The following is a 23,942-nucleotide window of genomic DNA, read 5'->3' as shown; positions in this document are numbered from 1 at the left end:
TTCGGACAGACAATGAAGAAATGGTGTTTTAACGCAAACTGGCCGCATAAAATAGTCATTCTGATTCTGTCTGAGGATTTAATTCACCGGCACTTCATGGTGACAGATGCCGGTATTAAGGCAGCAAGTCGAATGGCCTTTTTCAGCGCTTATTAACGCATGCAGACTTGTTCAGAGAAGAATGATTCCAAATCGCTTCAGTAATATTGCCCAGAGGGCAAAGAGCACGACGGTTATCGCGCAGGCGATGAGCAGTGTCAGCCAGAAGCCAGCACGCGGGTAAATAAAGGGGAACAGGATAAACATCGGCAGTGTCGGCACCACGTACCAGAAGGTATACCAGGCGTGAGCGGCAATTTTTTCCTGTGCCTGCCCTTCCAGCTTCATCCAGATAAGCACCAGCAGGGTCACCAGCGGCAGGGCCGCGAGCAGGCCGCCGAGCCGGTCGCTGCGCTTTGCCACTTCTGAGATCAGTACAACCATAAAGGCCGTTATCGCATATTTTGTCACGAGCCAGATCATCACACTCTCCTGAATCTTAAACCCACAAGTCAGCCCTGCGGGTTTAATAAAGCACCAGCAACGGCAGCAAGACTCTCTGGCGGTAACGTTGTGAAGATCATCACGTGAATGCGCTTCACGCCATCGCAGCCATTATTTCTGCAGCCATTTTTCCAGCTGTTCGATTTCACCCTTCTGCGCTTTGATAATCTCCTGCGCCATCTTTCTCATTTCAGGATCTTTACCATATTTCAGCTCCGTTTCAGCCATAGCAATCGCTCCTTTGTGATGCTCGGCCATGCCGCTGGCAAAGGCCCTGTCAGGATCCTGCTCCTTCATTGCCGCCATCATGTTGTGATGCATCTTCTGCATGCCCGCCATGTACTCTTTTGATGCGGGAGAATCCGGCATGTTGTGCGTCATGTTCATCTCTGCTTTCTGCGCCATGCCCGTCAACGGCATAACCACCAGCAGTGATAGCAGGGCCATCTGTGACTTTTTCATGTTCTCTTCCTTTTGCGAGTTAAGAATGCTGAGTGTAGCTGACGGCAACCTGCATTTGCGCTAACCTGGTGATTAAGCCGGTCTGAGCGGATTTGACCTCTGAGCAGAGATCGGGATGCAGAACAGACCTGAACCATTAAGCTCATCAGCGTGAGAGATCATGAAAAAACCCATCGTCCCTGAAGACTTTAAACACTATTACCATGACTGGCACTTCTCTCCGGTTATCGAATCCGATGGCACATTCTATCTCTCAGGGGTTACCGCTGCGCGTAAGGACAAACCGATAAGCACAGATCCTGGCGAGCAATTTCATGATGCGTTTTATAAGCTGGGCGTCTACCTGAACGCTGCCGGTTTAACCTATGACCACATTGTGGAGATGACCACTTTTCATATCGACCTGAAAAAACATATCGCCCTGTTTTCCAGCGTGAAAGATGCCTATATCAAGGCCCCCTATCCGGCATGGTCTGCGATCGGCGTGTCGGAATTTATTCCGGAGAATGCGCTGGTGGAAATGCGGATTGTGGCCAGAAAATAGTGTCAGCCCGGCGTCAGTGTGAAGAAACGAAAACTGAGGCGTCCTGCGCAGGCGGAACAGCAAAGTGTTTCTGCATGCGTTTGATCTCCTCTGCCGGAGGCAGGCCAAACAAGCGTTTAAATTCACGATTGAACTGCGAAGGGCTCTCATAGCCCACGGCGAAACTGGCAGAGGCCGCGGTCATCTGCTGACGAACCATCAGCATTCGCGCCTGGTGGAGGCGTACCGATTTCACATACTGCATCGGTGGCAAGCGGGTGATCGCTTTAAAATGAAGATGAAAGGTCGGCACGCTCATGCCCGCTTCATGAGCCAGCTCACTCAGCGTCACGGATTCTGCATAGGTGGCATGAATGCGCTGCAATACTTTTCCTATCCTGCTGAACTGCCCCTGTAACGCCAGCGCGGCTCGCATGGCGTTACCCTGCGCACCGGTCAGTACGCGGAAATAGAGCTCCCGCAATCGCGCCTGGCCAAGAATCTCAGCTTCAAGCGGATTGTTCAGGACCTTAAGCAACCCCTCCACAGCTGACCTCACCGGCTCATCCATCGGGCTGGAGATCATGCTCTGTGGCGCGGTTGCAGGGTGCAGCGCCTCATGCTGATTGATCTGCAACATAAGCTCAGCGGCCAGCTGAAAATCCAGATGCAGATAAATGGCCAGCAGGGGATGCGCTGCTGACGCGTCGGTTTCCATCGTAAACGGAACCGGCACGGACACCGCCAGATAGTGCTGTTCATCATAGATGTAGGTCTGCTGGCCAAAATAACCGCGTTTGCTGCCCTGACAGACAATCACGATCCCGGGGTCGTACAGCACCGGCGTTCTGGCCAGCGGGCGATCGGACCGCAAAATGCGCACACCCGATAAGGCGGTCAGGTTGTAGCCCTCCTGCGGGGCAAGGACTTTTATCAGGGTGATCATGTCGGACATTGCTGCACCTCATAAGATCAGGCAAGAAAACGAGAAGAAAGGGCCTGAAAATCCGGCTCCACAGAGAATACCATGCAATTCCGACAATTCATGGAGGTTCTGGTTATGACAACGGCAAAAACAATCCTGATCACAGGCGTCAGCAGCGGGTTTGGTCTTGCTCTGGCACAGGAGGCACTCAAAGCCGGGCATCGGGTCATCGGCACGGTGCGTAACCGTGCAGCGCTGGAGGCATTTGAGGCGCTGGATCCTGCGCGTGCGGCAGGCCGTCTGCTGGATGTGACAGAGGCTGAGCGTATTGATGAGGTGGTCAGGGAGATTGAGTCTACCTTCGGTGAAGTTGATGTGCTGGTAAACAACGCCGGTTACGGCCACGAAGGCATCATGGAGGAGTCTTCTCTGGAAGAGATGCGCCACCAGTTTGACGTTAATGTCTTTGGCGCGGTCGCGATGATCAAGGCTCTGCTGCCGGGCATGCGTCAGCGCCGTCGCGGCCATATCATTAACATCACCTTGATGGGCGGTTTTATCACCCTGCCCGGCATCAGCTACTACTGCGGCAGCAAGTTTGCATTAGAGGGCATTTCAGAAACCTTAGGCAAAGAGCTGGCACCCTTTAATATCGCGGTTACCGCTGTGGCCCCCGGCTCATTCCGCACAGACTGGGCGGGGCGTTCGATGGTAAGAAGCGCGCGCACGATCCCGGACTATGACGCATTATTCGACCCCATCCGTCAGGCCCGTGAAGAAAAGAGCGGAAAGCAACGCGGCAACCCCGCAAAGGCTGCCCGGGCCATACTGGCGCTGATTGAAAGCCACAATCCACCCGCTCATCTGTTGCTGGGCAGTGATGCCCTGGACTTAGTGCGCCAGAAGCTGACGGCACTCAGTGAGGAGATCGATCGCTGGGAAACGGTTACGCGCTCGACGGATGACTAACCGGTTCCGCGACGGCGGGATGGAAGGGAAACGCTGGCTGAGACGTTCGTGCGCCCGGAGGTGCGGCGGATTAAGCGGATACTCAGCCCTGCCCCCACTGCCAGGCAGCCGGCCATCGTCAAAAGCGCAACGATAAACGCCTGCGAAATCCCGGCTGCACTTTTATCACTGCCGAGCAGGCTGTAGAAAAGTCCGCCGATGACGGCCACGCTGAGCGCCGTGCTGATTTGCAACGCGGCGCTGGTGACGCCCGCAATCATCCCTGAAAATGGCGCCGCAACCTGGCCTGTCACCATCCGCACCAGCGTTGGCATGGCCAGCCCCTGACCCAGCCCCGTCAGGAAAAGGAGCGCCGCGAGCGGCAGCATGGCGGGAGAGTGGCCTGTCTGCGTCGTGGCGATCAGCCATGCCAGCCCCGCCAGTCCCGCGGTCTCGCATCCCATCCCGATGGCGCTGAGCAGGTTGCCGACAAAGCGTCTCAGGTAAGGGGTGAGCAGTGGCCCGATCAGAAATCCCAGACCAAAGGGCAGAAAAAGCGTGCCTGCTGTCAGCGCGTTCAGATGCAGCGCGCCCTGCAGATACACAGAAAAGAGCAGAAAGAAGGTACCAATCGAATAGAACAGCAGAACGATGACCAGTCCCTGCCCCAGGCCCGGCGCGCGCAGCACAGTCGGATTCAGCAGTGGCGTTCCGCCCTTAAGGCTGAGGCGATGCTCATAACGCCATAATGCTGAGGCCAGCAGCGGGACCGTCACAAAGAGCAGCCACGTCCACCAGGGCCACCCTGCCTCCCGGCCTTCAATCAGCGGAACAATCAGCGCACTCAGCGTCAGCGTTGCCAGCAGTGTGCCAACAGGATCGAGTCGCTGAGCGGAGGGTGCCCGCGTTTCCTTCAGCAGCGGCAGGCCAAAAAGAACAACCAGCAGCGCTACCGGCAGGTTAACCAGAAAAATTGCCCGCCATCCGAGATGAAACAGATCGGCCTGAATCAGAATGCCCCCCAGCACCTGCCCGATAACAGAAGCCAGCCCAAACACGGCACCATAGATACTCAGCGCCAGCGGTCTCTCCGCTTCAGGAAAAATAGCCTGAACGGAAGCCAGCGCCTGCGGGGCCATAATGGCGGCTGTCACCCCCTGCAGTATGCGTCCGGCAATCAGAACCCAGGGTGACCAGGCAAAACCACACAGCACAGAGGCAGCGGCAAAACCGATCAGCCCCAGAAAGAACATCCTGCCACGACCATAGATATCACCCAGACGTCCTCCGGTAATCAGCGTCACCGCATACACCGCGGCATAAGAGGAGATCACCAGCTGCTCCGCCGAGGATGACGTACCCAGGTCATGCTGAATCGCGGGCAGTGCCACGTTGACGATAAAGAAATCGAGCGGCGGCAGGAAAGCGCCGACAAGTAAAATGATAAACATGGCCCAGCGACGCGGCTCGACCTGCGGGATGTGATGTATGGACATTAATCACTCCTTAGAAAATGGAAACGTCCCCCGTCAGGGACATGAGGCAAGGGATCGGAAGGGGCGTGTCGCCTCTGTCAGCCCAGCGGCGCGACAATCAGCGCATACCGCCGGAGGCCAGTATCACTTCACCGTTTATCCAGCCCGCTTCCTCTGAAGCGAGAAAAGAGACGATCGGTGCAACATCGTCCACCTGACCGATACGGCCGAGCGGCGTCTGCGCTTCATTCCACGTCTGAAACGCTGAATTCATTGCGCCAGCGCTGTGACTTCCTTCTGTTTCGATCAGACCGGGATTGACTGCATTTACCCGGATGCCGCGCGGGCCGAGCTCTTTTGAAAGAACCCCTGTGATGGCATCTATCGCGCCTTTAGCCCCGCTGTAGATGGCGCTTTCGGCGATGAAGACGCGGGTGACAAACGAACTGATGTTGATGATGCTGCCTCCCCTGCCCATGTAAGGGACGGCCGCCGCGGTGACTAACAACGGCCCCAGAACATTGATGTCGAACTGGCGGCGATAGAGCGCTTCGGTGCTCTCCTCAATGGCAGCGAACTGATAAACACCGGCGTTGTTCACCACAATATCCAGCTGTCCGTAATGCGCGAGCGTGGTGCTGACCAGAGCTTCAACGCCGGCCTGGCTGGTGACATCGGCCGCCACAGCCAGCGCCTCGCCCGCGGCCGCGTCGATAGAGGCGACCACCTGCTCAGCCCCCTCTCTGTCTGAGAGGTAACTGACAACCACTTTCGCCCCCTCGGCGGCCAGCTGACGGGCTATTCCGGCTCCGATACCTTTTGAACCACCGGTAACAAGAGCGACTTTGTCTTTTAATCTCTTCATAGTTAGCTTCCTGATAAAGAGGCCTGCGGCGACCCGATGAAAGCTATGTTGATACCTTCAAAGTTGTTTGAGAACTGACACTTTTGTATATTCGATGTTCATTTTTGTACGGAGGGGCGCGGCTGTGGAGTGGAGTGATGTTCAGGTATTTCTTGCCGTCATGCGTAACGGCTCTTACGGGAAAGCGGCCCTGAGTCTGGGCGTAAGTCATCCGACGGTAGGACGCCGCATAAAGGCCCTGGAGGATGAGGCGCAGCAGGCACTGTTTCGCCGGACACAGGATGGCCTGGTGCTGACCGATGCCGGTGACGGCGTGATGAAGCTGGCCGAAGCGATGGAAAATTCGGCGCTGGCGATGGAGCGACGCCTGGCCGGAAATCATGAACGCCTTGAAGGGATTTTACGTATCTCAGCGGCAGAGTGGTTTACTAACTACGTGCTGGCACCGGTTCTGAGCGAACTGACGCGCCGTCATCCGGCGCTCGTGCCGGAGGTGATCGCCAGCTTTCGCCTGCTCGATCTGTCGCGCCGCGATGCCGACGTCGCATTTCGAATTGTGCCTTTTACCGATCCCGACATTGTTCAGCGACGTCTGATGAGCGTGCCTTATGCCCTTTACGGGACGCCAGAGAAGGCGGAGGCGCTGTTAAGCGCCCCCTCTTCGGTGGGGCTGATCCTGATGAACAGCGCACAGTCACACTTTCCTGACGTTTCCTGGCTTCTGGAACGGTTTCCGCAGTCGGCCCCGGCATTCAAAAGCACCAGCCGGGCTGTTCAGGCACAGATGTGCCTGCGCGGGATGGGCGTCGCCGTGCTGCCTCAGCCACTGGGGGACGCCACGCATGGCCTGCAGCGCATAGCCACGCCAGATATGCCGCCTTCAAGGGATATCTGGGCAGGCTATCATCAGGACCTCCGTCATATGGACCGGCTGCGTGCCCTGCTTGATCTTGCAGAAACGATGCTGGCCCCGGAACCCGACTGACAGGGCATGACGGCGTCAGGTGACTTACACCGTCACTTTACGCCTGCGACCATTTTTAAGGGTCAGCGTGATGGCGGAAATCAGGAAATAGAAGACGCCAAACGCCGCGTAGGGGGCAACCGTGGTGACATCCAGATGCATATCACTGCTCGCCTGCCTGAACATAAAAATGCCCGCCAGCGCAGATTGCGCACCACTTAAAATCATCGCCCACTGCCCATTGGAAGAGTTCCAGCGGCGGAGGGACGCCGAAAGCTGAAGCAGGCCCGAAAATATTGCCCAGATGCCAAAGACTTTAATGGTCGCATTTATGCTGACGGAGAGTGACCAGATAATCGCCGCCGCGACAATCAGGCTCACAATCAGGTTAAATTTCTGCGGTGGATTTACCGCTAATCCGCCTGACTTACTGGCATCTAAATAATTTGCCAGTGCATCCCAGGCCGGATAGAGAATAAAGAGAACGGCTCCGATGCCGGGATGATCTTTACCAATCAACACCGCAAGCAGGATCCAGATAACAGATGCGGTCGCGCGGATATAGTAATAAGACTGAAGCCATTGGTTCTGGGCGTGAGTAATAGATGGTTGAGGGGTCTGCATAATAACTCTCCGGTTTGATCTGAAGGTAAATACTTTCACAGGCGCTGACTGACTCAGTGCCCGGCGTTTCAGTGAGACGGGGCAATATCATTCAGGTCGTTTTCGCTGATTCCCCTCCGGCGATAACTGGCTTTGTTTATCAGACGAACACTGCGTATTCGCAAAGGCCCTCCTCTGGTAATCAAAGCAGGGAACCGGACGATCTCAGGCGCAGTCCAGATAACAATCGGCGTTAACGGGCTCACACTCCCTGGCGGATAAAGTGGCGGGCAGACAAACGGCACGTCCGGGATTAGTGAATAAACGTCAGCGTCACATCTCAACGCGAGTTCATTTTTATTCATCAGCTGGCACGGCAATGAAGCAGATTCACGATGCTCTGCCGCATGGCAGACGGCCTCTGAGACTCGCTTTCTGTCCGCCAGCAGTTGCGCAAGAAGTGCATCAATGTGCGTCCGCTGAGGAGTGGCAGCGATTACTATCTTTTGCCCTGCGGGCAGCGGGACCTTATGAGCCAGTGAAAGCCGGACCTTATTCTGCAACTGCGTCTGAAAACCGGCTGCAATGGCGTCAGGCTGGTTACTCATTCTAAAACAGAATGAAGAGAGAACAGGTAATGATGGCAGAGCACGAACTGTCGTCATAAATAACTTCCTCGTGTTTGCTGAGACAAAAGCGGTCTGTTCCGCCAGCGGATGCATGGCAGAGATTCCGGATAATGTAATTACCGGGGATAATTAACCGTTCTTCTGGATAGCCCGCAATAAAATTCAGCAGCAGCGCGCTGAATTTAAATGAAAGCTGGAAAATAGTAACAGATGCCGCAAAAGCGGCTATTTACCCGGACTCGCTTAGTGATTTTTCAGTAATCGTTTTATTACCGGTTCGACAATTTGCAAAAATATGTCGGCATTATTAAAAGCGCGTGCAGCAATAATCGCACCATGTACCGTCGCCATAACCGATTTCGCTTCTGCTGCTGCACTTTCCTGCAGGCTAAACACGTGGCTCTTATTTCCCCTGTCGAGCACGGCGGTCAGCCATTCCGTGAGATCGCTAAAATGTCCGGTCACTTCCTGAGCGACCTCTTCAGGTAAAACCGGTAACTCCACAGCCAGCATCACACAGATACAGAAAGGCGAGTTGTTCTCTTTTATGCAGGTGGCCCAGAAGTTCACATAGCTGTTAATTTCCCCCAGGGCATCTCCGGCGAAGTGCTGACTGATTGCCGCCATGCCTGTCTGTGCCTGCTGACGATAATCACTCACCACCGCCTGCACCAGATCCGCTTTGGCGGGGAAATGGTGATGAATACTGGATTTGCGGATTTTTACCCGCTCAGCCAGATCGGCATAGCTGAAGCTGTTATATCCGCCGGAGGTGAGCAGCATTCGGGTATGGTGCATTATTTCTTCGGCTTTCTGTGAACGTTCGGTACTCATGCATGCTCCGGCAGTTGAGATCAATTAGCGGCAAATCGGTAAACGGCCCTGAACCTACTGACCGCCATGCGGGTTGTCAAGCGAGCCTGGCGCGCCTCCTTTACGCTTACTCAGGCCAGCCATACTGCTGAACACCCCATCGCGGAGTATCAATCCATGGAACAGGGCAGCGGCAAGATGCAACATCACCGTCATGAAAAGGGCCAAAGCAACCCAGCTGTGAAGCGGCCGCAGCAGAGCATAGGCGTCGTTGCTGACAGGAAAAATGGCCGGCAGCACCCGGTCACCCAGGGTAATAGGATAACCAGCGGCCGACTGCATCGCCCAGCCGATGAGGGGCTGAGCCAGCATCATGGCATACAGCGCCCAGTGGGACAGATGCGCTAACCCCTTCTGCCAGCCCGGTAGCGTGGGCGGCAGCGCAGGTTTGGCGGTAGTGAAGCGCAGCCAGAGCCGCACAATCACCAGCAACAGAATCATCAGGCCCAGCGGTTTATGTATGGCCACCAGCAGGCTGTGCCATGACGACACCGTGGAGACCATGGCGACACCCATAAACAGCATTGCCATGATGGCCGCGGCCATCAGCCAGTGGACGATGCGCAGTGCCGGGTGAAAAGTGTTTTTCTGTTTCATCAGTGAGCCCCGGCCTGTTCGTGGGTGCGAGCATTATAAGATTTGGCATACGCAGATGAACGCGCATTCAGAAGCGGGTCATCCGAGGCTGCAATGCCATCCGGTAAAATCAGCGGATCGTAATTGATATCGTTACACGCGCCATCCTGCTGAGCCGTCATCGTATGGATGGTGAGGGTTCCGGCAGTGATCTTCTTGCGGTCTTCTGGCCACGCCACCGACGCATCATTGCCTTTATCCCCTGCATCCGCCTCGGTGATGATCAGGTCCCACTGCTGCGGCCCCTGTGCCAGTCGCTGCTGCAAATCGTTCCGTAAGAAGTCAGCGTCCCCCTTCTCTTTTACCGCTATCGGCTGATAGTCAGCGTGCGGCACCATACTCCAGCGCACCAGATGGGAATGGCCTGCGGCATCGATAAAATTAAAGGCGTTCAGGCTGTTAAAGCGATCGCTTATCCAGCTGGAAGAAGGCACTGCCTGCTTTGCCCAGCCAAAAAAGCGTTTGATCTCCGGGTGCTGCTGCACAAAAGCCTGAACTTTAGCGGGATCGGGTTTACCCGTTCGGGCATCCGGCAGCGTCGCGACCTGCAGATCGTAAAAACCCTCCACGCTCTGGACCGGAAAGAACGGCATCGCATTCATGCCGGTTCGCCACTGTTCACCATTTTTCTGATAAAAGGCCAGCGCCATGCTGCGCACCGGCACCGTATAGTCAGGCGCATGGGGATTGCCGCCTGCAATTGCCAGACGACCCACCACAGGCGTCACCCCTGGCGCGAACAGCGTGGCGCGCGACAGGGCACTGGCGTTACCGTTTGACGAAAAGTCGCCCAGAATACAGACGCCTTTGGCATGATTGCGGCGAAAGCCTGGATGCCTGCCGCCCGACTTTTCTAAAGCCGTGACCAGCTTATCCGATGTCAGCCGCGACCTGTCCAGCCAGCCACCCGCCCACAGTATGAGCGCAATCAACAGTAACGGTATGACAGCGATTATCGCCAGACGCGCTAATTTCTGACGGTCAGAAAGAGAAGATTTATTCATTAACACACTCAACATTGCAGAAATTAACGTCAACGCTCATTCGCGCGTCATCCTTCACGTTTTGCCTCTGACAGAAGATGAACCCGTTAATCGCGCCGGGCCTGCAATGAATCTACTAGTAGGTAGGCTAAGGTGTCAAACGACTTTGCGTCTTTCTTTTAATCATCTGTGCTTCAGAGAAGAAGCTGGATGAGGGGCGTAGCAGGAGTTACAGACAGCGTCTTGTCCGGCCGGTACATCGCGACAAATGGCGTCCACTCTTCCGGACGCCCTGCCCACCCGGCACGCTGTTTACTCAATAACCTGAGCCGGTTACTGCGACATCTGTTGGGCAGATTTCAGATGCTGCTCAACAACCGGGGTATGCGCGTCGGCCAGCGCTTTTACATCCGGATCTTTTATCGTCTTAGCATCACTTTCCAGCGTTGACAGCACCATTTTATGGTCTTTCAGGCCGGCATTTTCCATATACATTTTGTCAAATGCCCCGCCGCTCTGCTTTTCCAGTTCCAGGGCCATCGCCTTATGGGTGGCATCCGGCTCAGTGGGTAGCGCGACCCCTTTTTGCTGAGCGACCGTCTGCACTTTGGTCAGGGCAGCGCCGTGATCGGCAACCATCTTCTGAGCGAAGGCCTTAACGTCAGCGCTTTGCGACTTACTGAGCGCGATTTTTGCGGCGGCAATTTCATTGATATTGGCCTGCGCCATCTCTTTAACCGCTTTCTGGTCGCCGGCGCTGAGTTTTCCGTTCGATGCGGAGGAGGCGGGATTACCGCTTTGCGGTGTGTTTGTCTGCGTCTGAGCCTGCACGCTGGCACTGCAGAACAGGGTCACCACTGCTGAGACAGCCAGCAGCCCTTTCACCGTTTTTGTATATTGCATTGTGTGCTCCTGAACAGGGCGGGAGAAAATGAACTCTGCACGGCACAAAGTTCCGGACAAAATAGATCTGAATACCGTGCAGCAATAGCGGAGTCAGGCACGGGTTTCCTGCGTTTTACCGCGACGGCTCACTGAACCCCCTTTACGTCCCGCTTCAACGGCCCGTTCAGGGTTATTTTTAAAATTTCCACTACTGGCTTTTCCGCCAATCCGCCCTGCTTCTGAAGCCCGCTGGGGATTTTCTGCGAAATTACCCGATCCGCCTCTGTGCTTTTCCATATTCATCTCACTTTAAATGTTAAGGACTCAACAAGCGTGGTTTGAATGGTGTTTAAACACAACTTTTTATTATTAATTTCTTCAGGGAATAATCGCGCTGATTATTCCCGTTTCGATTAAAAATAAATATATAGTCTTTATAAGCAATAGCTTCACCCTGATATCTGTACCGGGCCGAAATTCACTGTATAGTTTCTTCCATGAGCTTTTAAGACGATTCTTAGTCCCGTCAATAACTCAGATAACCTGCTGCCTGATCAGCATGTTAAATAATCTTACGAGCCTGCTGCCCCGCGTAAAATCAGCAGGACTGGCGCTAAAAGAAGAAAATCACAGACTGTTTTTACGAAATAAAGCGTAAGCGGCAAAAAAATAAAAAGCAGGAATGAGACAAAATCGTGAAGCTGGAATTTTCAGTAAATGTTTCCTGTTTCCGGTCCAGCAGTTGTCATCGATGGCAGATAAATGAACTGCGCCAGTAAAGTACCGCTTCCCTTAAAATGTGGCAATCTGTCAGAGGGCCAGGAGCAATCCCGAATCTATGAAAATACAGTTCACTGAATTTCTGCCAGCGGCGCGGGACGCAATCCGGAAATCAATTCAATCTGCGTTTCCGACTGAGTCAGGTTCAATCGCCTCAATCAGGGATTTACCCTGATTATGAATGTTCCCGACTTTGCGGGTAACAGGATGCCAGGTAAATGCCGTCTCAGGTAAGGCTGCGTCACGTGCGATCTCCTGCGCACGTTCTGGCGTGGTTTCTGCACTCAGCCATTCGCGTACAGCATCGGCACGCAAAACCAGCGGGCGGCGGTCATGAATATCGACCATGCCTTGATTGCTCGCGGCCGTTACGATGACAAACCCCTCGCGCCCGTGATCTCTGCCGAAAGGCGCCCTGCCAATCGCCGCAAAGAACAGCGGCTCCTGCTTTTTGTGGCAGATAAAATAGGACTGTTTTGCTTTGCCGTCCCGCTTCCACTCAAACCAGCCATCTGCCGGAACAATGGCGCGTCCATGCTCCCAGAGAGGTTTAAACATACGCCCTGTGGCAGCCGTCTCACCCCGCGCATTGATGAGTGGCTGCTTGTGCCACCACTCCGGACCATAACCCCAGTTGACCGGGTCAAAGTGGATCTCATCCTCCCGCTCATTGAGCAGCAGGACGTTTGTTCCAGGCGCAACGTTGTAGCGCCCTATCGGTTCCGGATCGTAAATGACCTCATCGGGCGTCAGCCCCAGTGCGTCAAAGTATTCATCTCTGCTGCTGTACTGCGCAAACCGTCCACACATAGTTACCTCCTCTGCAAAGGATAGTGTGTTACGGGCAGGCCGCTCAGGCTATTTTCAGGATGCGCTACTCTTATTCTGGTCAGCGTCAGCGAATACTGAGGTCACGACGCAGCTCATCAGATAGAGGACGCGAAAATGAAAATTACGGTGGTTTTTGAAGATACAGGTGTGGAAGAAGAGCATGACTTTGACGCGAAACCCCGCGCAGGCGATTTAATTACGTTGCCGCGCGACGGAAAAGGAGAGGATTTTATCGTGCTGATTGAGCCCGATCCTGATCACACGCATGATGATGGCCGCGACGGACATCCCACTAAAGCCAGGGTCCGGCCTGCGTAGTGCCCCATTTGATCAAAATCGGCGAACCTGCGTTTAACCGATCCTGGCCGCCCGGCATATGCCACACCGGGCGGCCCTTCATGACAACGCAATAATCATCAGGTGCGCACGCGGAGTGCGGCTTCGATCCTGTCGGCAATTTTCGTGACCACATAAGCAATCACCATATAGAACGCTGCCGCAATCAGGAAGGCTTCAAGATAGTAGAAGTTCAGGGCTGCCGTTAACTGGGCCTGAGCAAAAATATCCACCACTTCGATGGCAAACGCCAGCGACAGGGCTTTCATGATCACCATAAACGCATTCGCCAGGTCGGGGATTGCCGCCACGATGATCTGTGGAAACATCACCCGACGGAACAGCTGTCCGCCGCTGTAGCCGAGCGATAAGGCGGCATCCGACTGACCGCTGTCGAACGAATTCAGCGCGCCTTTCCACACTTCAGCCTGGAACGCCGCTACGCAGGCACTCAGCGCCACAATGATGATGACCCAGTTCGGCAGAGAGTGAGCATTGACCGCTATTCCGGACAGCGTGGCGACAAAGTGCAGCGCCGGGGGCAGACCGTAGTAGGCGAGAAAAATCACCACCACCATCGGCACACCTTTGAAGGCAATTTTGTAGGCGATGACCAGCTGCCGCAGCACCGGGATGCGCTGATGCTCAATAAAGGCAAACAGTCCGCCCAGCAGCGTCGAACAGATGAATACCGTCACTGCCATCAGCAGCGTTACCGGCACCGCATCCAGAATGCTCCAGAAGTCCGGCAGTAACACCTCAGCATCAAACATAGTTTTTCTCCCCTGCTCAGACGCTGGTGGTGAACTTCACGCGCGGTGCAGACTTAGCGCTGTACTTCGCATGACGTTGTTCGAAGAAGCGGATAACCAGCCACGCCACACCGCACAGCAGTGAATAGAGCACGGCCAGCACCAGATAGGTGCCAAACTGATACTGGTTGTAGTCGCGTTCCATAATCAGGTGCGCGGTCGCCATCACATCAGCTGCACCGATGTACATCACCAGCGCCACGTTATGAATCAGATAGATAATGGCATTGCCGTAGCCCGGCAGCGCAAAGTGCACCGCCTGTGGGCCGATGACACGCAGCATTTTCTGGCGGAAGCTGTAGCCCAGGCTGTCGGTGGCATCGTGCTGACCACGCTCAACCGCAAGATAGGCCGGGCGCATCACTTCCGACAGGTAACCCCCGTGATAGAGGCTCAGGCCGATCATCGCCGCCACGTTGGCGGTGAAAAAGTCGCGAAAACCGAAGTTATCGGTAATCAGTGGCATGCCGTAGAAGGCGACAAACAGCTGCAGCACCACGGGCACGCTGCGCGCGTAGGAGACATAGAGATCGGCCAGCTGGCTGATCACGGGAAGACGGCGCACGCGGAAAAACGTGGCGATAAGCGCCAGAAAGAACCCGATAATCATCGCCACAAACATGATGCCGAGCGTCAGAGGCAGCGCCGACAGCAGTTCTGGGATCATGGAGGATAGATTCACGGTGAAACACTCCTGCTAAAAAGGACAGCCTGCGCCCGATCTGACACCGGGCGCAGTGAATCTGTTACTTCATGTACTTCGTCACGTCTTCGCCAAACCACTTCTGCGCCAGCTTATCCAGCGTGCCATCCGCTTTCAGCGCCTTCAACGATTGAGCGATGTCATCACTCAGCGCCTGATTCTCAGCGGAGCGGTGGATCAGCACATAGGTGTTGTTAATCACCACCGGCTCACTGGCTTTGATCGCCAGCTTCTGGTTGTCGATGACCGTCTGCTCACCCAGATTTGACGGCAGGATCAGCGCGTCATATTTCCCGTTCTGCACCTCTTTCAGGCGATCCGGGTAAGGCACACCCGCGCTGGACGCTTTGATGGTGATTTTGTCGTTCGGATTTTCCTGCTGCCACTGGGTGACAAACTTATAGACACCACCGCCTGCGGTCACCGGCACGATATTCTTACCGACCAGATCTTTCATGCCGTTGATGTTGCTGTCGCTGCGACTGTAAATCTTCATCAGGCTGGCACCGATCGGTGCATCCGGGATGAGGAACTGTTTACTGCGGGCAGGCGCTTTATAATATCCGCCCGTCGCCATGTCATATTTGCCGGTCACCAGACCGGTTTCCTGAGCGATATCCGCCGCGCCTTCCATCACAAATTTATACTGTGGCAGTTTCGCGTTGATCGCTCTCAGTACGTCCGGCTCGTAGCCCTGTGGCTCATGGCCGATTGCGCCCCATGACAGGGGTTTGGACTCTGCTGCGGTGGCGATCTTAATGGTGCGAACGGCATCCGCAAAGCTGTTACCGCTGATCAGGGCCAGTGCGATGATGCCAGGCGCGGCCAGGCGACGTAATGTGGTTTTGATTGCAGGCATGTCTCTGATTCCTGTGTTTATTAGAATACTTTTTCTGAGTTGAGGAACTGGGCAAGGCGCGGCAGCGTGGGGTTATCAAACATCTCTGCTGGCGTCCCCTGCGCAGCCACCACACCCTGATCCATAAACACGATGCGGTTCGAAATGCTCTTCGCAAACTGCATTTCGTGCGTCACCAGCAGCGAGGTAATGCCGGATGACGCCACATCTTTGATCACTTTAAGCACTTCCCCCACCAGCTCAGGATCGAGCGATGAGGTCGGTTCATCAAACAGCATCACATCGGGACGGACTGCCAGCGCCCGGGCGATACCGGTACGCTGTAACTGCCCGCCAGACAGCTGTGACGGATAGTGATGGTGCTTCGCCCCCAGGCCTACGCGCTCCAGCTCCTGCACGGCGATGTCGCGCGCCTGCTGTCGGGTTTTACGCTGGATGACGATCAGCGGGTCCATCACGTTCTCCAGCACCGTCATATTCTTGAAGACGTTAAACTGCTGAAACACCATAGCGGTACGCAGACGGATCGCCTGAATCGCCGCTTTGTCGGGTGACTGATAATCCATGCGGATCTGATCGAGCTGAATCGTCCCCGCGGAGGGCTTCGCCAGATAGTTGATGCAGCGCAGCAGCGTGGTTTTCCCGGTGCCGCTTGGCCCGATGATCGACACCACATCGCCACGTTTGACCGACAGGTCGACGCCTTTAAGAATCGGGTTGCTGCCGTAAGCGAGCGTAATATTGTTGAGTTCTAACATCCGGTGCAGCCCTTATTTGTTCAGGTCAGCATGGCCGAGCACATGCATCAGACGGTTGGCCCAGCCAAAGATGGCGATGGCATGGATGAGATCGAGGATCTCCTGATCGTTCATGCCGACAGCGCGCAGAGCGGCCACATCGTCCGGCGTCGCCTCAGAGGGCGTGGCCGATAAACGACGGGCAAAGTGATAGATCGCCGCGTCGCGTTCACCTAATACATCGGCCCTGTCGAAGTAGACCGCACTGACCACCGCGTCATTCCCGGCCAGCTGGGCATGACGGCGCGCATGCACCACCGCACAGTAGCGACAACCGTTGACGATGGATGCACCGAGCGCGCCCAGTTCACGATCCGCGCGGTCCAGTCCCCCTTCAACATACATAATGGCGTTGAACAGGCCGGTGCGGGCGGTGTAACTTTCGGGATCGTGCACCAGCGTGCGCACGTACTCTGAGATTTTCTTGTTGGAGGGCGTCACCTTCATCGCATCAAGCTGTGCCGGTGTCGCCTGTTCAACCTCGACCGGCGTGATATAGGGATGCCAGTGCAGTGGTTTGAGGTTAACTGACGGAATCATGCGGACCTCATCAGGCGTAAGCCAGCCGCGACGCGCGTCTGGAAGTTAACAAAGGCGATCAGTTCCGAGAGCGCGACGATTTGCGGATTGCTTAACCCGGCCTGCTCAAGCAGCCGGATATGCTGTTCGGTCGCCTGAATGGGTTGCTGGGTCACCAGATCGGCATGGCGCACAATCGTTGCCAGCGGCTCTTCACTCACCCCACCGCCCGCGGCCAGGGTCAGCAGCACGTCAGACGGGTTTAACGCCGCCAGCTGAGCCTGGTAATCCCGTTGCAGCGCGGCATCGTCGTTCTGGTGTGCCATGCGCTGGGCCAGCGCCAGACGCAGGTCCGCCGGTAAACCCTGTTCATCTTCGGGTGCCAGCACGGACAGACGGCACGCTTCTGCACCCTCAACAAATTCGGGGCGCAGGCGGCGCGTCTGATACAACGCCTCATCGGGTGTTAATCCGGCTGCCTGATCAATAACGTCGATCACAACGCGTTCTCCTGTTTTAGTTGCGGGGTTGAATCCACCCATTCATCGCCCTGCAATTCAGGGGTGTCATAAGCCTGTAAACTGGCGAAGTGCTGTTCGACATCCTCGGCAAACAGCGAGGCCGTTATGCCGCGCACCAGCCGATCGGCCCCCGCACTCACGGCCGGAATATCGCCGGAGACTTTGCCGTGCGTCAGCATCGCGGCATCGTTAAAGCAGTGGATGTGTGCCAGCATCGGGCAGGCCCCTGGCGTCACTTCGCGAAACTCAAAGGAAGGCCCCAGATCCGGCGCGTCCAGCAGGTTCTGACGTGCTGGCCCCATCTCTGGCTGATAGCGGCCGTCGGCCCAGCTGCGGATATGCGGCGCGATGGCAGCAAACTCCGGCCGCCCGTGGAAATCGTTGGTGAAGCCGGTGGCGGCGATCAGGAAGTCGTAGCGCAGTGCGCCCTGGGTGGTTTCAATCACCAGGCCCTCTGCTTCCTGCCTGACGGCGTTAATGGCACAGTCGAGAAAGAAACGCGCATTGTCATGGCGGGAGACGCGCAGGGTTGACGCGCGCGGCGGCGGCGTTTGTGTCGCGGCGGTGTAGTCGACAAATTTCCATTTCCACGCATCCGGCAAAGAGTGCATGCCGTGTATCACCCCCTGGCTGCCGATGCCGGTCATCTTGTTGATACGCGGCATCGCTTTACGCCGGATCAGCAGATCGACAGCTGCGGCACCCTGCTCCAGTGCGGTGGCGGCGTTATCCATTGACGACGCGCCTGCTCCAATCACCGCCACGCGTTTGCCCTGTAACGCCGCAAAATCGATATCATCGGCGGAGTGTGCCCAGAACCGGCGATCAATACCCTGCAGGAAATCCGGAACGGCAAACCCGCCCAGTCCTGAACGTCCGGTAGCCAGCACCAGACGGCGTGTGTAAACACGGCCGGTTTCGGCGCCGTCCAGATCCAGCGCAATGACATCTCCGGCCTGCGCGATAGTGCAGACCCGCACGTTGTTCTGCACCGGCAGGTTCAGCACCCTGCGATACCAGATCAGATAATCCATCCACTGCGCTTTAGGAATTTTATCCAGCGCCTGCCAGGCTTCCTTGCCCCACTGCGCCGTAAACCATGCGCGGAAGGTCAGCGGTGCAAGACCCAGTGCCGGGCCCTGCAGCGTTTTCGGCGAGCGCAGGGTTTCCATGCGTGCAAAGGTCACCCAGGGGCCTTCCCGCCCTGCCGGTGCGGCGTCATACGCCACCACATTGCTGATGCCGGTGAGCTGTAATTTAGCGAGCGCAGCCAGACCGCACATACCGGCACCGATGACCACGACATCGCGAACCGGCGCCCCCTGCCAGGTGCGCTCCGGCACCCAGGATTTGGCGGGCAGTTCCAGACATTCCAGATCCTGCTGCAGCTGAGCTTCAAGCGCGGCAAGGCCTTTGGCGGCATACGTCATATAGAGATTTCCCTGGTGTCAGCGATCGCCGGATAGCGGGCGAAAACGATTAAAACGCGCCGATGACCCTGCTTTTTATTATCTTAAAAACACATAGTAAGCGGATAAGAATCATCATAACGCATAGTAAGAACTCAGTTTTCGCATATTCCTCTTGCCCCAAATCGGAGTCAAGAAGCACGCTCACCCATTGACCAATGGATTTCTTATATCTTATGCCGCATAAGTTATAAGCATTGAAATTACAGGGATTATTGAGAAGGCTGCGTCTGGTTAACCCTGACGGGTATCTGTTGATTGTGGCTGGACGAGAGGTCACCCTGCCGGGTGACCGTGAGAGGCGGTGTTAATTCTGGTTGATAATACGCATGATGCGGGGATGTTCACTGGCTGTCAGACGTTCAAACCCCGGCAACAGGTGTGCGGCAGCATCGGCCAGGGCCTCCACCAGCGCCTGGGCCGCACTGGAAATCTGGCGGCCCTGAGGGGTGATGACGCCAAAGAAGTAAGGAATATCTTCCTCAATCGGGCGGATTGCCACACCGGCCAGCGGCATGCCCCAGCCCGTTACCGGTTCGAGGATCGCCACACCTAATCCAGCCCGCACGCAGCCCAGGATATTGGCCGAGGAGTTGGTTTCAATGGTTTCCAGCAGCGGGGCTCTGACCTTTTTCAGCGCTTTTTCATAGCGTCCGCGTAAGCGCTGCGGGCTGAAGGGAGCGATCAGCCGGCGGCCTGCCAGCTGGCTCAACGAAAGCTCCCGGTTCGCCGCCAGCTCATCCTCTTCCGGCAGCGCCACGACGCACTGCGACTGTCCAATCCAGTGCAGTTCAACCGCGTGATGTTCCAGCGGCAGACTGCATAAACCGATGTCAGCCTCTGCGGTGATCACCGCGTGCGCCGTCTGGACGGCAGATTCACTGATGATCTGGACTTTGTTCTGCAGGTTCAGTGCCGCCAGCGCCTGCGGCAGTAACCCGGCCGCCAGCGCAGGGGTCGCGGCAATACTGAGCGGGCGATGCTGCTGATGCGCAATCTCCTGGGCGCGTAAGCGGATCTGCTGCAAAGAGAGCAGTGCTTTTTGCACATACTGATGCAGCTGTAACGCCTCTTCAGAGGGATGAATGCGTGGGCCGTTGCGGATAAACAGGGGGTAGCCCAGCGACTGCTCCAGCTCCTGAATCAGACGGGAAACAGCGGGCTGCGAGCGGTTCAGTGCTTTGGCTGCCGCCGTGACGCTGCCCGCAGAAATTACCGCCGAGAAGGCCTCCAGCTGACGCAGATCGAGGTCATTTAACATGGTCATCGCGAAGATACTTCCCTGAGTCGTTGATCGTTCCCGGCAGAGAGTCGGGAAAAAGTCATCATAGAGAGAGTGTGCCGAATTAGCCACCACGAGCAATCTGCGGGGCAGCGCAGTCTTCATCCGCCATCACTCTGCTGCATGTGAACTCTGGTAAAGAGATAACGGAAATGTCACCCTTCAATGATGCTGACCACTCAGGAAGGTCCGGGGATCCGTCGCCACGGCATTATGCTTTTAACTGATGACGCGGCTGAAAGCCGATCCTGTATCAGGATAACTGACGGCGGGCCGTCAGTTCAGGTAATAGCGGTGCTCATCATGATAAATCATCAATGAATTAGTGCCCGCTCATCAACTTTTTTACCTCTTCAGGTTTGTCATGCACGCCGAACCGGTCAACCAGAGTCCGGGTCGCGTCGTTCATTCCCCTGATGTCGACATCGGTGCCCTCTCGGCGAAACTTAATCACAATGCGGTCCAGCGCATTGACTGCGGTGATATCCCAGAAATGGGCGTGCGTCACGTCGATCACCACACGATCCAGCTTCTCGCGAAAATCGAAATGGCGGGTAAACCGGTCAGCTGAGGCAAAGAAGAGTTGTCCGCTCACGGTATAGGTGCGGGTATTGCCCTCTACGGCAGAGGAAACGGCCATAAAGTGGGCCAAGTTCAGTGATGCAATCAGTACCCCGGTCAGCACGCCAAAGGCCAGATTATGGGTGGCGACCACCACGGCCACGGTCGCCAGCATCACAATGCTGCTTGAAAGCGGGTGGGTGCGCAGGTTCGCAAGGGATTGCCATGAAAAGGTGCCGATGGAAACCATAATCATCACCGCAACCAGCGCCGCCATGGGTATCTGCGACACCCAGTCGCGCAGAAATACCACCATCAACAGCAGCACCACGCCCGCCGTAAGCGTCGAAAGCCGTCCCCGCCCACCCGATTTAACATTGATTACCGACTGGCCAATCATGGCACAGCCCGCCATACCGCCAATAAACGAAGTGCAGATATTGGCAATACCCTGTGCTTTGCACTCGCGGTTCTTGTCACTCGCTGTGTCGGTCATATCATCCACAATTGTGGCGGTCATCATGGATTCCAGCAGCCCTACCACGGCCAGCCCCGCCGAGTACGGCAGAATGATCAGCAGGGTCTCAAGGTTAAGCGGAATATCCGGAATGAGAAACACCGGCAGGCTGTCAGGCAGTTTACCCATATCGCCCACCGTGCGAACGTCCAGGTGCAGCCAGACAGAGATAGCGGTCAGCACGATGATGCAGACCAGGGGAGAAGGAATCGTTTTATTCAGGTACGGGAAAAGATAAATAATGCCGAGTCCGGCAGCCGTGAGCGCATAGACGTGCCAGGTGACATGCGTCAGCTCCGGTAACTGCGCCATAAATATCAGTATCGCCAGTGCGTTCACGAAGCCGGTCACCACCGAGCGCGACACGTAGCGCATCAGGCTGCCGAGCTTGAGGTATCCGGCTATCAGCTGGAACATGCCGGTCAGCACAGAGGCCGCAAGCAGATATTGCAGTCCGTGGTCTTTAACCAGCGTGACCATCAGCAGTGCCATCGCACCGGTTGAGGAGGAGATCATCGCCGGGCGGCCACCAAAGAAGGCCATGACGATGGGGATACAGAAGGCGGAATAGAGGCCGACCTGGGGATCGACACCAGCAATGATGGAAAAAGCGATCGCTTCCGGAATAAGCGCGAGCGCGACAACAATACCGGCAAGGAGGTCACCACGGACGTTACCCAGCCAGTCCTTACGCGTCGAGGACAGCAGCATAATAATTTCTCAGATTTTGAATAAAGTCAGCCCGCAGGGGCAATAATTTTCAGATACGAAAAGATCCATCCGCAGACGGGATGTTCAGGGCGCGCAGCTGAGCGGGCTCAGTGCGACAGAGGAGGGGTAAGACTCAGGGTGGCGTAAGACGCATGATTCTGGATTCTCCTTTACGGCAGCAGCGTGCCTTCAGGACGGAAGTCATCCCGCGCAATGCTGTTCTGAACGCGGGCCGTGATATCTGATCAGAGCGAAAAGCTGACCAGACAGACCCTTTACTATAAACGAATGCCATGACCGATCAACCCCGCTTGCAACAGGTCAGCGCCTTTCCGCGCAGGGCGAGCGGGTGTCAATGCGCCAATCCGTGGCTATTCTTACCTTGCAACCAGCGAGCTCTGTAAGCGAGGCGTCTGCCCGGTCCAATGGTCAGAAAAGAGAGGCGACAGAGTGGTTTTGTGAGGACAGCGGACGAAGGCCTGATGTGAAGCCGCGACGATAAACTGATTAAAAAGGTGACATGATGTCTAAAACGCGGTGGCTTCTTCTCCGGCTGACCCGACAGCTCTGGTTTCGCAGTTCATTATTCGCGCTGCTGGCGATTATCACTGCCCTTGTCGCTATCGCCATTAAACCCTTTATACCGGTTTCGGTATCAGGGATTGTAGGCAGTGACGCAGTCGATAAGATCCTGACGATACTCGCCTCAAGTATGCTGGCCGTTACGACCTTCTCGCTCAATATCGTGGTTACGGCGTATAACTCTGCCAGCAGCAGCGTGACGCCACGCGCTACGGTGCTGTTGCTTGAAGATGGCACAACGCAGAATGTGCTGGCGACCTTTATTGGCTCCTTTCTTTACAGCCTGGTGGGCATCATCGCTCTCGGCATGGGCGCCTATGGCACCCAGGGGCGGGTGATTCTCTTTTTTGTCACCCTGGTGGTCATTGCCACGATTGTCGTGACGCTGCTGCGCTGGATACAGCATCTGGCTCAGTTTGGCTGCATGTCTGACACATCACATCGCGTCGAAGAAGCCACCACGGCAGCCCTGCACGATCGCCTCCGGCAACCCTGTATGGGCTGCTCTGCCTGGAACGGTGTTCTGCCAGAGAATCGCGCCCCACAGAGCATCTTTCATCCGCAGACCGGCTATCTGCAACATGTTGACCTGCAACATCTTTCCGACTTCGCTCAGGAGAACGACTGTCATCTTTATCTTGCCGCTCAGCCGGGAAGTTTTATTCATCAAGGCGCCCCGCTGCTCTGGTGCGATCGGCCACTGAAGGAAGATGAGATGCAGAGAGTGTGTCATGCCTTCACCCTGGGTGAGCAGCGTTCCTTTGAACAGGATCCCCGCTTTGGGCTGTGTGTCCTGTCCGAAATCGCCTCACGCGCGCTATCTCCGGCGGTTAACGATCCGGGCACTGCGATCGATATTATCGGCCGGGCGGTCAGGTTGTTCACCCTGCCCGCCTCTGCAGACTCTGCCACCACGCACTACCCGCGGCTCTTTATGCAGCCCGCGCAAATCTGCGACATGTTTGACGATATTTTCACCGGGATTGCGCGCGATGGTGCCACACTGGTCGAAGTTCAGTTGCGCCTGCAGAAAGCGCTGCACTCGCTGGCGGTGATTTCACCTCAACGTTATGCCGCAGAGGCGCAGCGCCATGCCTTGCTTGCGCTGACGCGTGCCAGTCACGCGATGCATTGTGAGGCAGATAAAGAGGCAGCTAAACGTGCTTATGGCTGGCACTATTTAAACGGGACGGGAATAAGTGAAGAAGAGAGCCTGATATGAAACAATATTGGCTGGCAGAGAAAGGATTTAATTAAATTTGCCAGTAACACTGCGGCAGCGCTTATTTATTGACAATGGTTTCGTAAATTAATCCTCATCTCTCAATGTATTAAAAATGAAAGCCCC

Annotated in this window: 27 protein-coding genes; 5 read left to right on the top strand and 22 right to left on the bottom strand. The window is 55.8% G+C overall.

Annotated elements, in window-relative coordinates; all coding sequences use genetic code 11:
- Positions 1 to 171 precede the first annotated feature (171 nt).
- Together S7A_RS18775 and S7A_RS18770 are read right to left on the bottom strand one after the other, a co-directional pair.
- Entirely contained in the window at positions 172 to 522 is a 351-nt protein-coding gene (locus S7A_RS18775; RefSeq protein WP_009092904.1) for a DUF3147 family protein, read from the bottom strand.
- 132 nt (positions 523 to 654) lie between these two features.
- Entirely contained in the window at positions 655 to 990 is a 336-nt protein-coding gene (locus tag S7A_RS18770) for a DUF305 domain-containing protein (protein WP_369750606.1), read from the bottom strand.
- Positions 991 to 1,165: 175 nt separating this feature from the next.
- Here S7A_RS18770 and S7A_RS18765 point away from each other — a divergent pair, with 175 nt between their 5' ends.
- Positions 1,166 to 1,549: a Rid family hydrolase gene (locus S7A_RS18765; protein WP_009092902.1), complete on the top strand. Its 384-nt coding sequence runs from the start codon at positions 1,166 to 1,168 to the stop codon at positions 1,547 to 1,549.
- Between the two features lie 13 nt (positions 1,550 to 1,562).
- Here S7A_RS18765 and S7A_RS18760 read toward each other — a convergent pair whose 3' ends face one another.
- Positions 1,563 to 2,483 (bottom strand): AraC family transcriptional regulator, encoded by a 921-nt coding sequence (locus S7A_RS18760; RefSeq protein WP_009092901.1) that lies wholly within the window; start codon positions 2,481 to 2,483, stop codon positions 1,563 to 1,565.
- A gap of 105 nt (positions 2,484 to 2,588) precedes the next feature.
- Between S7A_RS18760 and S7A_RS18755 the strand changes: the two genes are divergently transcribed.
- Complete coding sequence (locus S7A_RS18755; RefSeq protein ID WP_009092900.1) at positions 2,589 to 3,422, top strand: oxidoreductase; 834 nt, start codon at positions 2,589 to 2,591, stop codon at positions 3,420 to 3,422.
- Here S7A_RS18755 and S7A_RS18750 read toward each other — a convergent pair.
- Together S7A_RS18750 and S7A_RS18745 are read right to left on the bottom strand one after the other, a co-directional pair.
- Positions 3,419 to 4,897: an MFS transporter gene (locus S7A_RS18750; protein ID WP_009092899.1), complete on the bottom strand. Its 1,479-nt coding sequence runs from the start codon at positions 4,895 to 4,897 to the stop codon at positions 3,419 to 3,421. The genes S7A_RS18755 and S7A_RS18750 overlap by 4 nt on opposite strands.
- Positions 4,898 to 4,994: 97 nt before the next feature.
- Positions 4,995 to 5,741 (bottom strand): SDR family NAD(P)-dependent oxidoreductase, encoded by a 747-nt coding sequence (locus S7A_RS18745; RefSeq protein ID WP_009092897.1) that lies wholly within the window; start codon positions 5,739 to 5,741, stop codon positions 4,995 to 4,997.
- Between the two features lie 124 nt (positions 5,742 to 5,865).
- Here S7A_RS18745 and S7A_RS18740 point away from each other — a divergent pair, with 124 nt between their 5' ends.
- Positions 5,866 to 6,726 carry a LysR family transcriptional regulator gene (locus tag S7A_RS18740; RefSeq protein ID WP_033736757.1) on the top strand — a complete coding sequence of 287 codons (861 nt, stop codon included), beginning with the start codon at positions 5,866 to 5,868 and terminating at the stop codon, positions 6,724 to 6,726.
- 24 nt (positions 6,727 to 6,750) lie between these two features.
- Here S7A_RS18740 and S7A_RS18735 read toward each other — a convergent pair whose 3' ends face one another.
- From S7A_RS18735 to S7A_RS18705, 8 genes are all read right to left on the bottom strand, one after another.
- Positions 6,751 to 7,329, bottom strand: coding sequence for a DUF308 domain-containing protein (locus S7A_RS18735; protein WP_009092895.1), 579 nt, complete (start codon positions 7,327 to 7,329; stop codon positions 6,751 to 6,753).
- A 68-nt stretch (positions 7,330 to 7,397) separates the two neighbouring features.
- Positions 7,398 to 8,030, bottom strand: a complete 633-nt coding sequence (locus S7A_RS18730; protein WP_009092894.1) for a hypothetical protein — start codon at positions 8,028 to 8,030, stop codon at positions 7,398 to 7,400.
- Positions 8,031 to 8,180: 150 nt separating this feature from the next.
- Positions 8,181 to 8,771 carry a TetR/AcrR family transcriptional regulator gene (locus S7A_RS18725; protein ID WP_009092893.1) on the bottom strand — a complete coding sequence of 197 codons (591 nt, stop codon included), beginning with the start codon at positions 8,769 to 8,771 and terminating at the stop codon, positions 8,181 to 8,183.
- Between the two features lie 54 nt (positions 8,772 to 8,825).
- Positions 8,826 to 9,407 carry a cytochrome b gene (locus tag S7A_RS18720; protein WP_009092891.1) on the bottom strand — a complete coding sequence of 194 codons (582 nt, stop codon included), beginning with the start codon at positions 9,405 to 9,407 and terminating at the stop codon, positions 8,826 to 8,828.
- Positions 9,407 to 10,450, bottom strand: coding sequence for a catalase family peroxidase (locus tag S7A_RS18715; protein WP_009092890.1), 1,044 nt, complete (start codon positions 10,448 to 10,450; stop codon positions 9,407 to 9,409). Before S7A_RS18715 ends, S7A_RS18720 begins: the two co-directional genes overlap by 1 nt.
- Positions 10,451 to 10,762: 312 nt before the next feature.
- Positions 10,763 to 11,332: a DUF4142 domain-containing protein gene (locus S7A_RS18710; protein ID WP_009092889.1), complete on the bottom strand. Its 570-nt coding sequence runs from the start codon at positions 11,330 to 11,332 to the stop codon at positions 10,763 to 10,765.
- A gap of 93 nt (positions 11,333 to 11,425) precedes the next feature.
- The gene (locus S7A_RS21035; RefSeq protein WP_071987831.1) at positions 11,426 to 11,617 is read right to left on the bottom strand and encodes a general stress protein; all 192 of its coding nucleotides are present in this window, start codon (positions 11,615 to 11,617) and stop codon (positions 11,426 to 11,428) included.
- 594 nt (positions 11,618 to 12,211) lie between these two features.
- Entirely contained in the window at positions 12,212 to 12,904 is a 693-nt protein-coding gene (locus S7A_RS18705; protein ID WP_009092887.1) for an SOS response-associated peptidase family protein, read from the bottom strand.
- Between the two features lie 135 nt (positions 12,905 to 13,039).
- On the opposite strand from S7A_RS18705, the gene S7A_RS18700 reads away from it, so the two are divergent.
- A complete protein-coding gene (locus S7A_RS18700) occupies positions 13,040 to 13,243 on the top strand; it encodes a hypothetical protein (protein WP_009092886.1) in 204 nt (67 codons plus the stop codon).
- Positions 13,244 to 13,341: 98 nt separating this feature from the next.
- On the opposite strand, the gene S7A_RS18695 is transcribed toward S7A_RS18700, so the two are convergent.
- From S7A_RS18695 to S7A_RS18655, 9 genes are all read right to left on the bottom strand, one after another.
- The gene (locus tag S7A_RS18695; protein WP_009092885.1) at positions 13,342 to 14,034 is read right to left on the bottom strand and encodes an amino acid ABC transporter permease; all 693 of its coding nucleotides are present in this window, start codon (positions 14,032 to 14,034) and stop codon (positions 13,342 to 13,344) included.
- A 16-nt stretch (positions 14,035 to 14,050) separates the two neighbouring features.
- Positions 14,051 to 14,740 (bottom strand): amino acid ABC transporter permease, encoded by a 690-nt coding sequence (locus S7A_RS18690; protein WP_009092884.1) that lies wholly within the window; start codon positions 14,738 to 14,740, stop codon positions 14,051 to 14,053.
- 79 nt (positions 14,741 to 14,819) lie between these two features.
- Positions 14,820 to 15,635 carry a transporter substrate-binding domain-containing protein gene (locus S7A_RS18685; RefSeq protein WP_009092883.1) on the bottom strand — a complete coding sequence of 272 codons (816 nt, stop codon included), beginning with the start codon at positions 15,633 to 15,635 and terminating at the stop codon, positions 14,820 to 14,822.
- Between the two features lie 20 nt (positions 15,636 to 15,655).
- Positions 15,656 to 16,393 carry an amino acid ABC transporter ATP-binding protein gene (locus S7A_RS18680; protein WP_009092882.1) on the bottom strand — a complete coding sequence of 246 codons (738 nt, stop codon included), beginning with the start codon at positions 16,391 to 16,393 and terminating at the stop codon, positions 15,656 to 15,658.
- Positions 16,394 to 16,405: 12 nt separating this feature from the next.
- Complete coding sequence (locus S7A_RS18675) at positions 16,406 to 16,972, bottom strand: peroxidase-related enzyme (protein WP_009092881.1); 567 nt, start codon at positions 16,970 to 16,972, stop codon at positions 16,406 to 16,408.
- Complete coding sequence (locus S7A_RS18670) at positions 16,969 to 17,451, bottom strand: CMD domain-containing protein (protein WP_009092880.1); 483 nt, start codon at positions 17,449 to 17,451, stop codon at positions 16,969 to 16,971. Before S7A_RS18670 ends, S7A_RS18675 begins: the two co-directional genes overlap by 4 nt.
- On the bottom strand, positions 17,448 to 18,902 hold the full coding sequence (locus S7A_RS18665) for an NAD(P)-binding domain-containing protein (RefSeq protein ID WP_009092879.1): 1,455 nt from the start codon (positions 18,900 to 18,902) through the stop codon (positions 17,448 to 17,450). Before S7A_RS18665 ends, S7A_RS18670 begins: the two co-directional genes overlap by 4 nt.
- Positions 18,903 to 19,248: 346 nt before the next feature.
- On the bottom strand, positions 19,249 to 20,208 hold the full coding sequence (locus S7A_RS18660; protein WP_009092878.1) for a LysR family transcriptional regulator: 960 nt from the start codon (positions 20,206 to 20,208) through the stop codon (positions 19,249 to 19,251).
- A 337-nt stretch (positions 20,209 to 20,545) separates the two neighbouring features.
- The gene (locus S7A_RS18655; RefSeq protein ID WP_009092876.1) at positions 20,546 to 22,012 is read right to left on the bottom strand and encodes a SulP family inorganic anion transporter; all 1,467 of its coding nucleotides are present in this window, start codon (positions 22,010 to 22,012) and stop codon (positions 20,546 to 20,548) included.
- A 520-nt stretch (positions 22,013 to 22,532) separates the two neighbouring features.
- Between S7A_RS18655 and S7A_RS18650 the strand changes: the two genes are divergently transcribed.
- The gene (locus S7A_RS18650; protein WP_050544667.1) at positions 22,533 to 23,816 is read left to right on the top strand and encodes a DUF2254 domain-containing protein; all 1,284 of its coding nucleotides are present in this window, start codon (positions 22,533 to 22,535) and stop codon (positions 23,814 to 23,816) included.
- The last annotated feature ends 126 nt before the right edge of the window (positions 23,817 to 23,942 follow it).

The sequence above is a fragment of the Pantoea sp. Sc1 genome (genome assembly GCF_000255315.1).
Taxonomy (GTDB): Bacteria; Pseudomonadota; Gammaproteobacteria; order Enterobacterales; family Enterobacteriaceae; genus Pantoea; species Pantoea anthophila.
The sequence above is the reverse complement of the archived record's forward strand: the minus strand, read 5'-3'. Positions and strand labels throughout refer to the sequence as shown.

Bases quoted from the DNA above. Each gene is read 5' to 3' on its own strand.
- S7A_RS18665 (WP_009092879.1), bottom strand. From the start codon at position 18,902: ATGACGTATGCCGCCAAAGGCCTTGCCGCGCTTGAAGCTCAGCTGCAG.
- S7A_RS18685 (WP_009092883.1), bottom strand. From the start codon at position 15,635: ATGCCTGCAATCAAAACCACATTACGTCGCCTGGCCGCGCCTGGCATC.
- S7A_RS21035 (WP_071987831.1), bottom strand. From the start codon at position 11,617: ATGAATATGGAAAAGCACAGAGGCGGATCGGGTAATTTCGCAGAAAAT.
- S7A_RS18735 (WP_009092895.1), bottom strand. From the start codon at position 7,329: ATGCAGACCCCTCAACCATCTATTACTCACGCCCAGAACCAATGGCTT.
- S7A_RS18695 (WP_009092885.1), bottom strand. From the start codon at position 14,034: ATGTTTGATGCTGAGGTGTTACTGCCGGACTTCTGGAGCATTCTGGAT.
- S7A_RS18650 (WP_050544667.1), top strand. From the start codon at position 22,533: ATGATGTCTAAAACGCGGTGGCTTCTTCTCCGGCTGACCCGACAGCTC.
- S7A_RS18745 (WP_009092897.1), bottom strand. From the start codon at position 5,741: ATGAAGAGATTAAAAGACAAAGTCGCTCTTGTTACCGGTGGTTCAAAA.
- S7A_RS18675 (WP_009092881.1), bottom strand. From the start codon at position 16,972: ATGATTCCGTCAGTTAACCTCAAACCACTGCACTGGCATCCCTATATC.
- S7A_RS18775 (WP_009092904.1), bottom strand. From the start codon at position 522: ATGATCTGGCTCGTGACAAAATATGCGATAACGGCCTTTATGGTTGTA.
- S7A_RS18655 (WP_009092876.1), bottom strand. From the start codon at position 22,012: ATGCTGCTGTCCTCGACGCGTAAGGACTGGCTGGGTAACGTCCGTGGT.
- S7A_RS18715 (WP_009092890.1), bottom strand. From the start codon at position 10,450: ATGAATAAATCTTCTCTTTCTGACCGTCAGAAATTAGCGCGTCTGGCG.
- S7A_RS18725 (WP_009092893.1), bottom strand. From the start codon at position 8,771: ATGAGTACCGAACGTTCACAGAAAGCCGAAGAAATAATGCACCATACC.
- S7A_RS18660 (WP_009092878.1), bottom strand. From the start codon at position 20,208: ATGACCATGTTAAATGACCTCGATCTGCGTCAGCTGGAGGCCTTCTCG.
- S7A_RS18680 (WP_009092882.1), bottom strand. From the start codon at position 16,393: ATGTTAGAACTCAACAATATTACGCTCGCTTACGGCAGCAACCCGATT.
- S7A_RS18765 (WP_009092902.1), top strand. From the start codon at position 1,166: ATGAAAAAACCCATCGTCCCTGAAGACTTTAAACACTATTACCATGAC.
- S7A_RS18730 (WP_009092894.1), bottom strand. From the start codon at position 8,030: ATGCATCCGCTGGCGGAACAGACCGCTTTTGTCTCAGCAAACACGAGG.
- S7A_RS18710 (WP_009092889.1), bottom strand. From the start codon at position 11,332: ATGCAATATACAAAAACGGTGAAAGGGCTGCTGGCTGTCTCAGCAGTG.
- S7A_RS18700 (WP_009092886.1), top strand. From the start codon at position 13,040: ATGAAAATTACGGTGGTTTTTGAAGATACAGGTGTGGAAGAAGAGCAT.
- S7A_RS18770 (WP_369750606.1), bottom strand. From the start codon at position 990: ATGGCCCTGCTATCACTGCTGGTGGTTATGCCGTTGACGGGCATGGCG.
- S7A_RS18760 (WP_009092901.1), bottom strand. From the start codon at position 2,483: ATGTCCGACATGATCACCCTGATAAAAGTCCTTGCCCCGCAGGAGGGC.
- S7A_RS18705 (WP_009092887.1), bottom strand. From the start codon at position 12,904: ATGTGTGGACGGTTTGCGCAGTACAGCAGCAGAGATGAATACTTTGAC.
- S7A_RS18690 (WP_009092884.1), bottom strand. From the start codon at position 14,740: ATGATCCCAGAACTGCTGTCGGCGCTGCCTCTGACGCTCGGCATCATG.
- S7A_RS18720 (WP_009092891.1), bottom strand. From the start codon at position 9,407: ATGAAACAGAAAAACACTTTTCACCCGGCACTGCGCATCGTCCACTGG.
- S7A_RS18755 (WP_009092900.1), top strand. From the start codon at position 2,589: ATGACAACGGCAAAAACAATCCTGATCACAGGCGTCAGCAGCGGGTTT.
- S7A_RS18750 (WP_009092899.1), bottom strand. From the start codon at position 4,897: ATGTCCATACATCACATCCCGCAGGTCGAGCCGCGTCGCTGGGCCATG.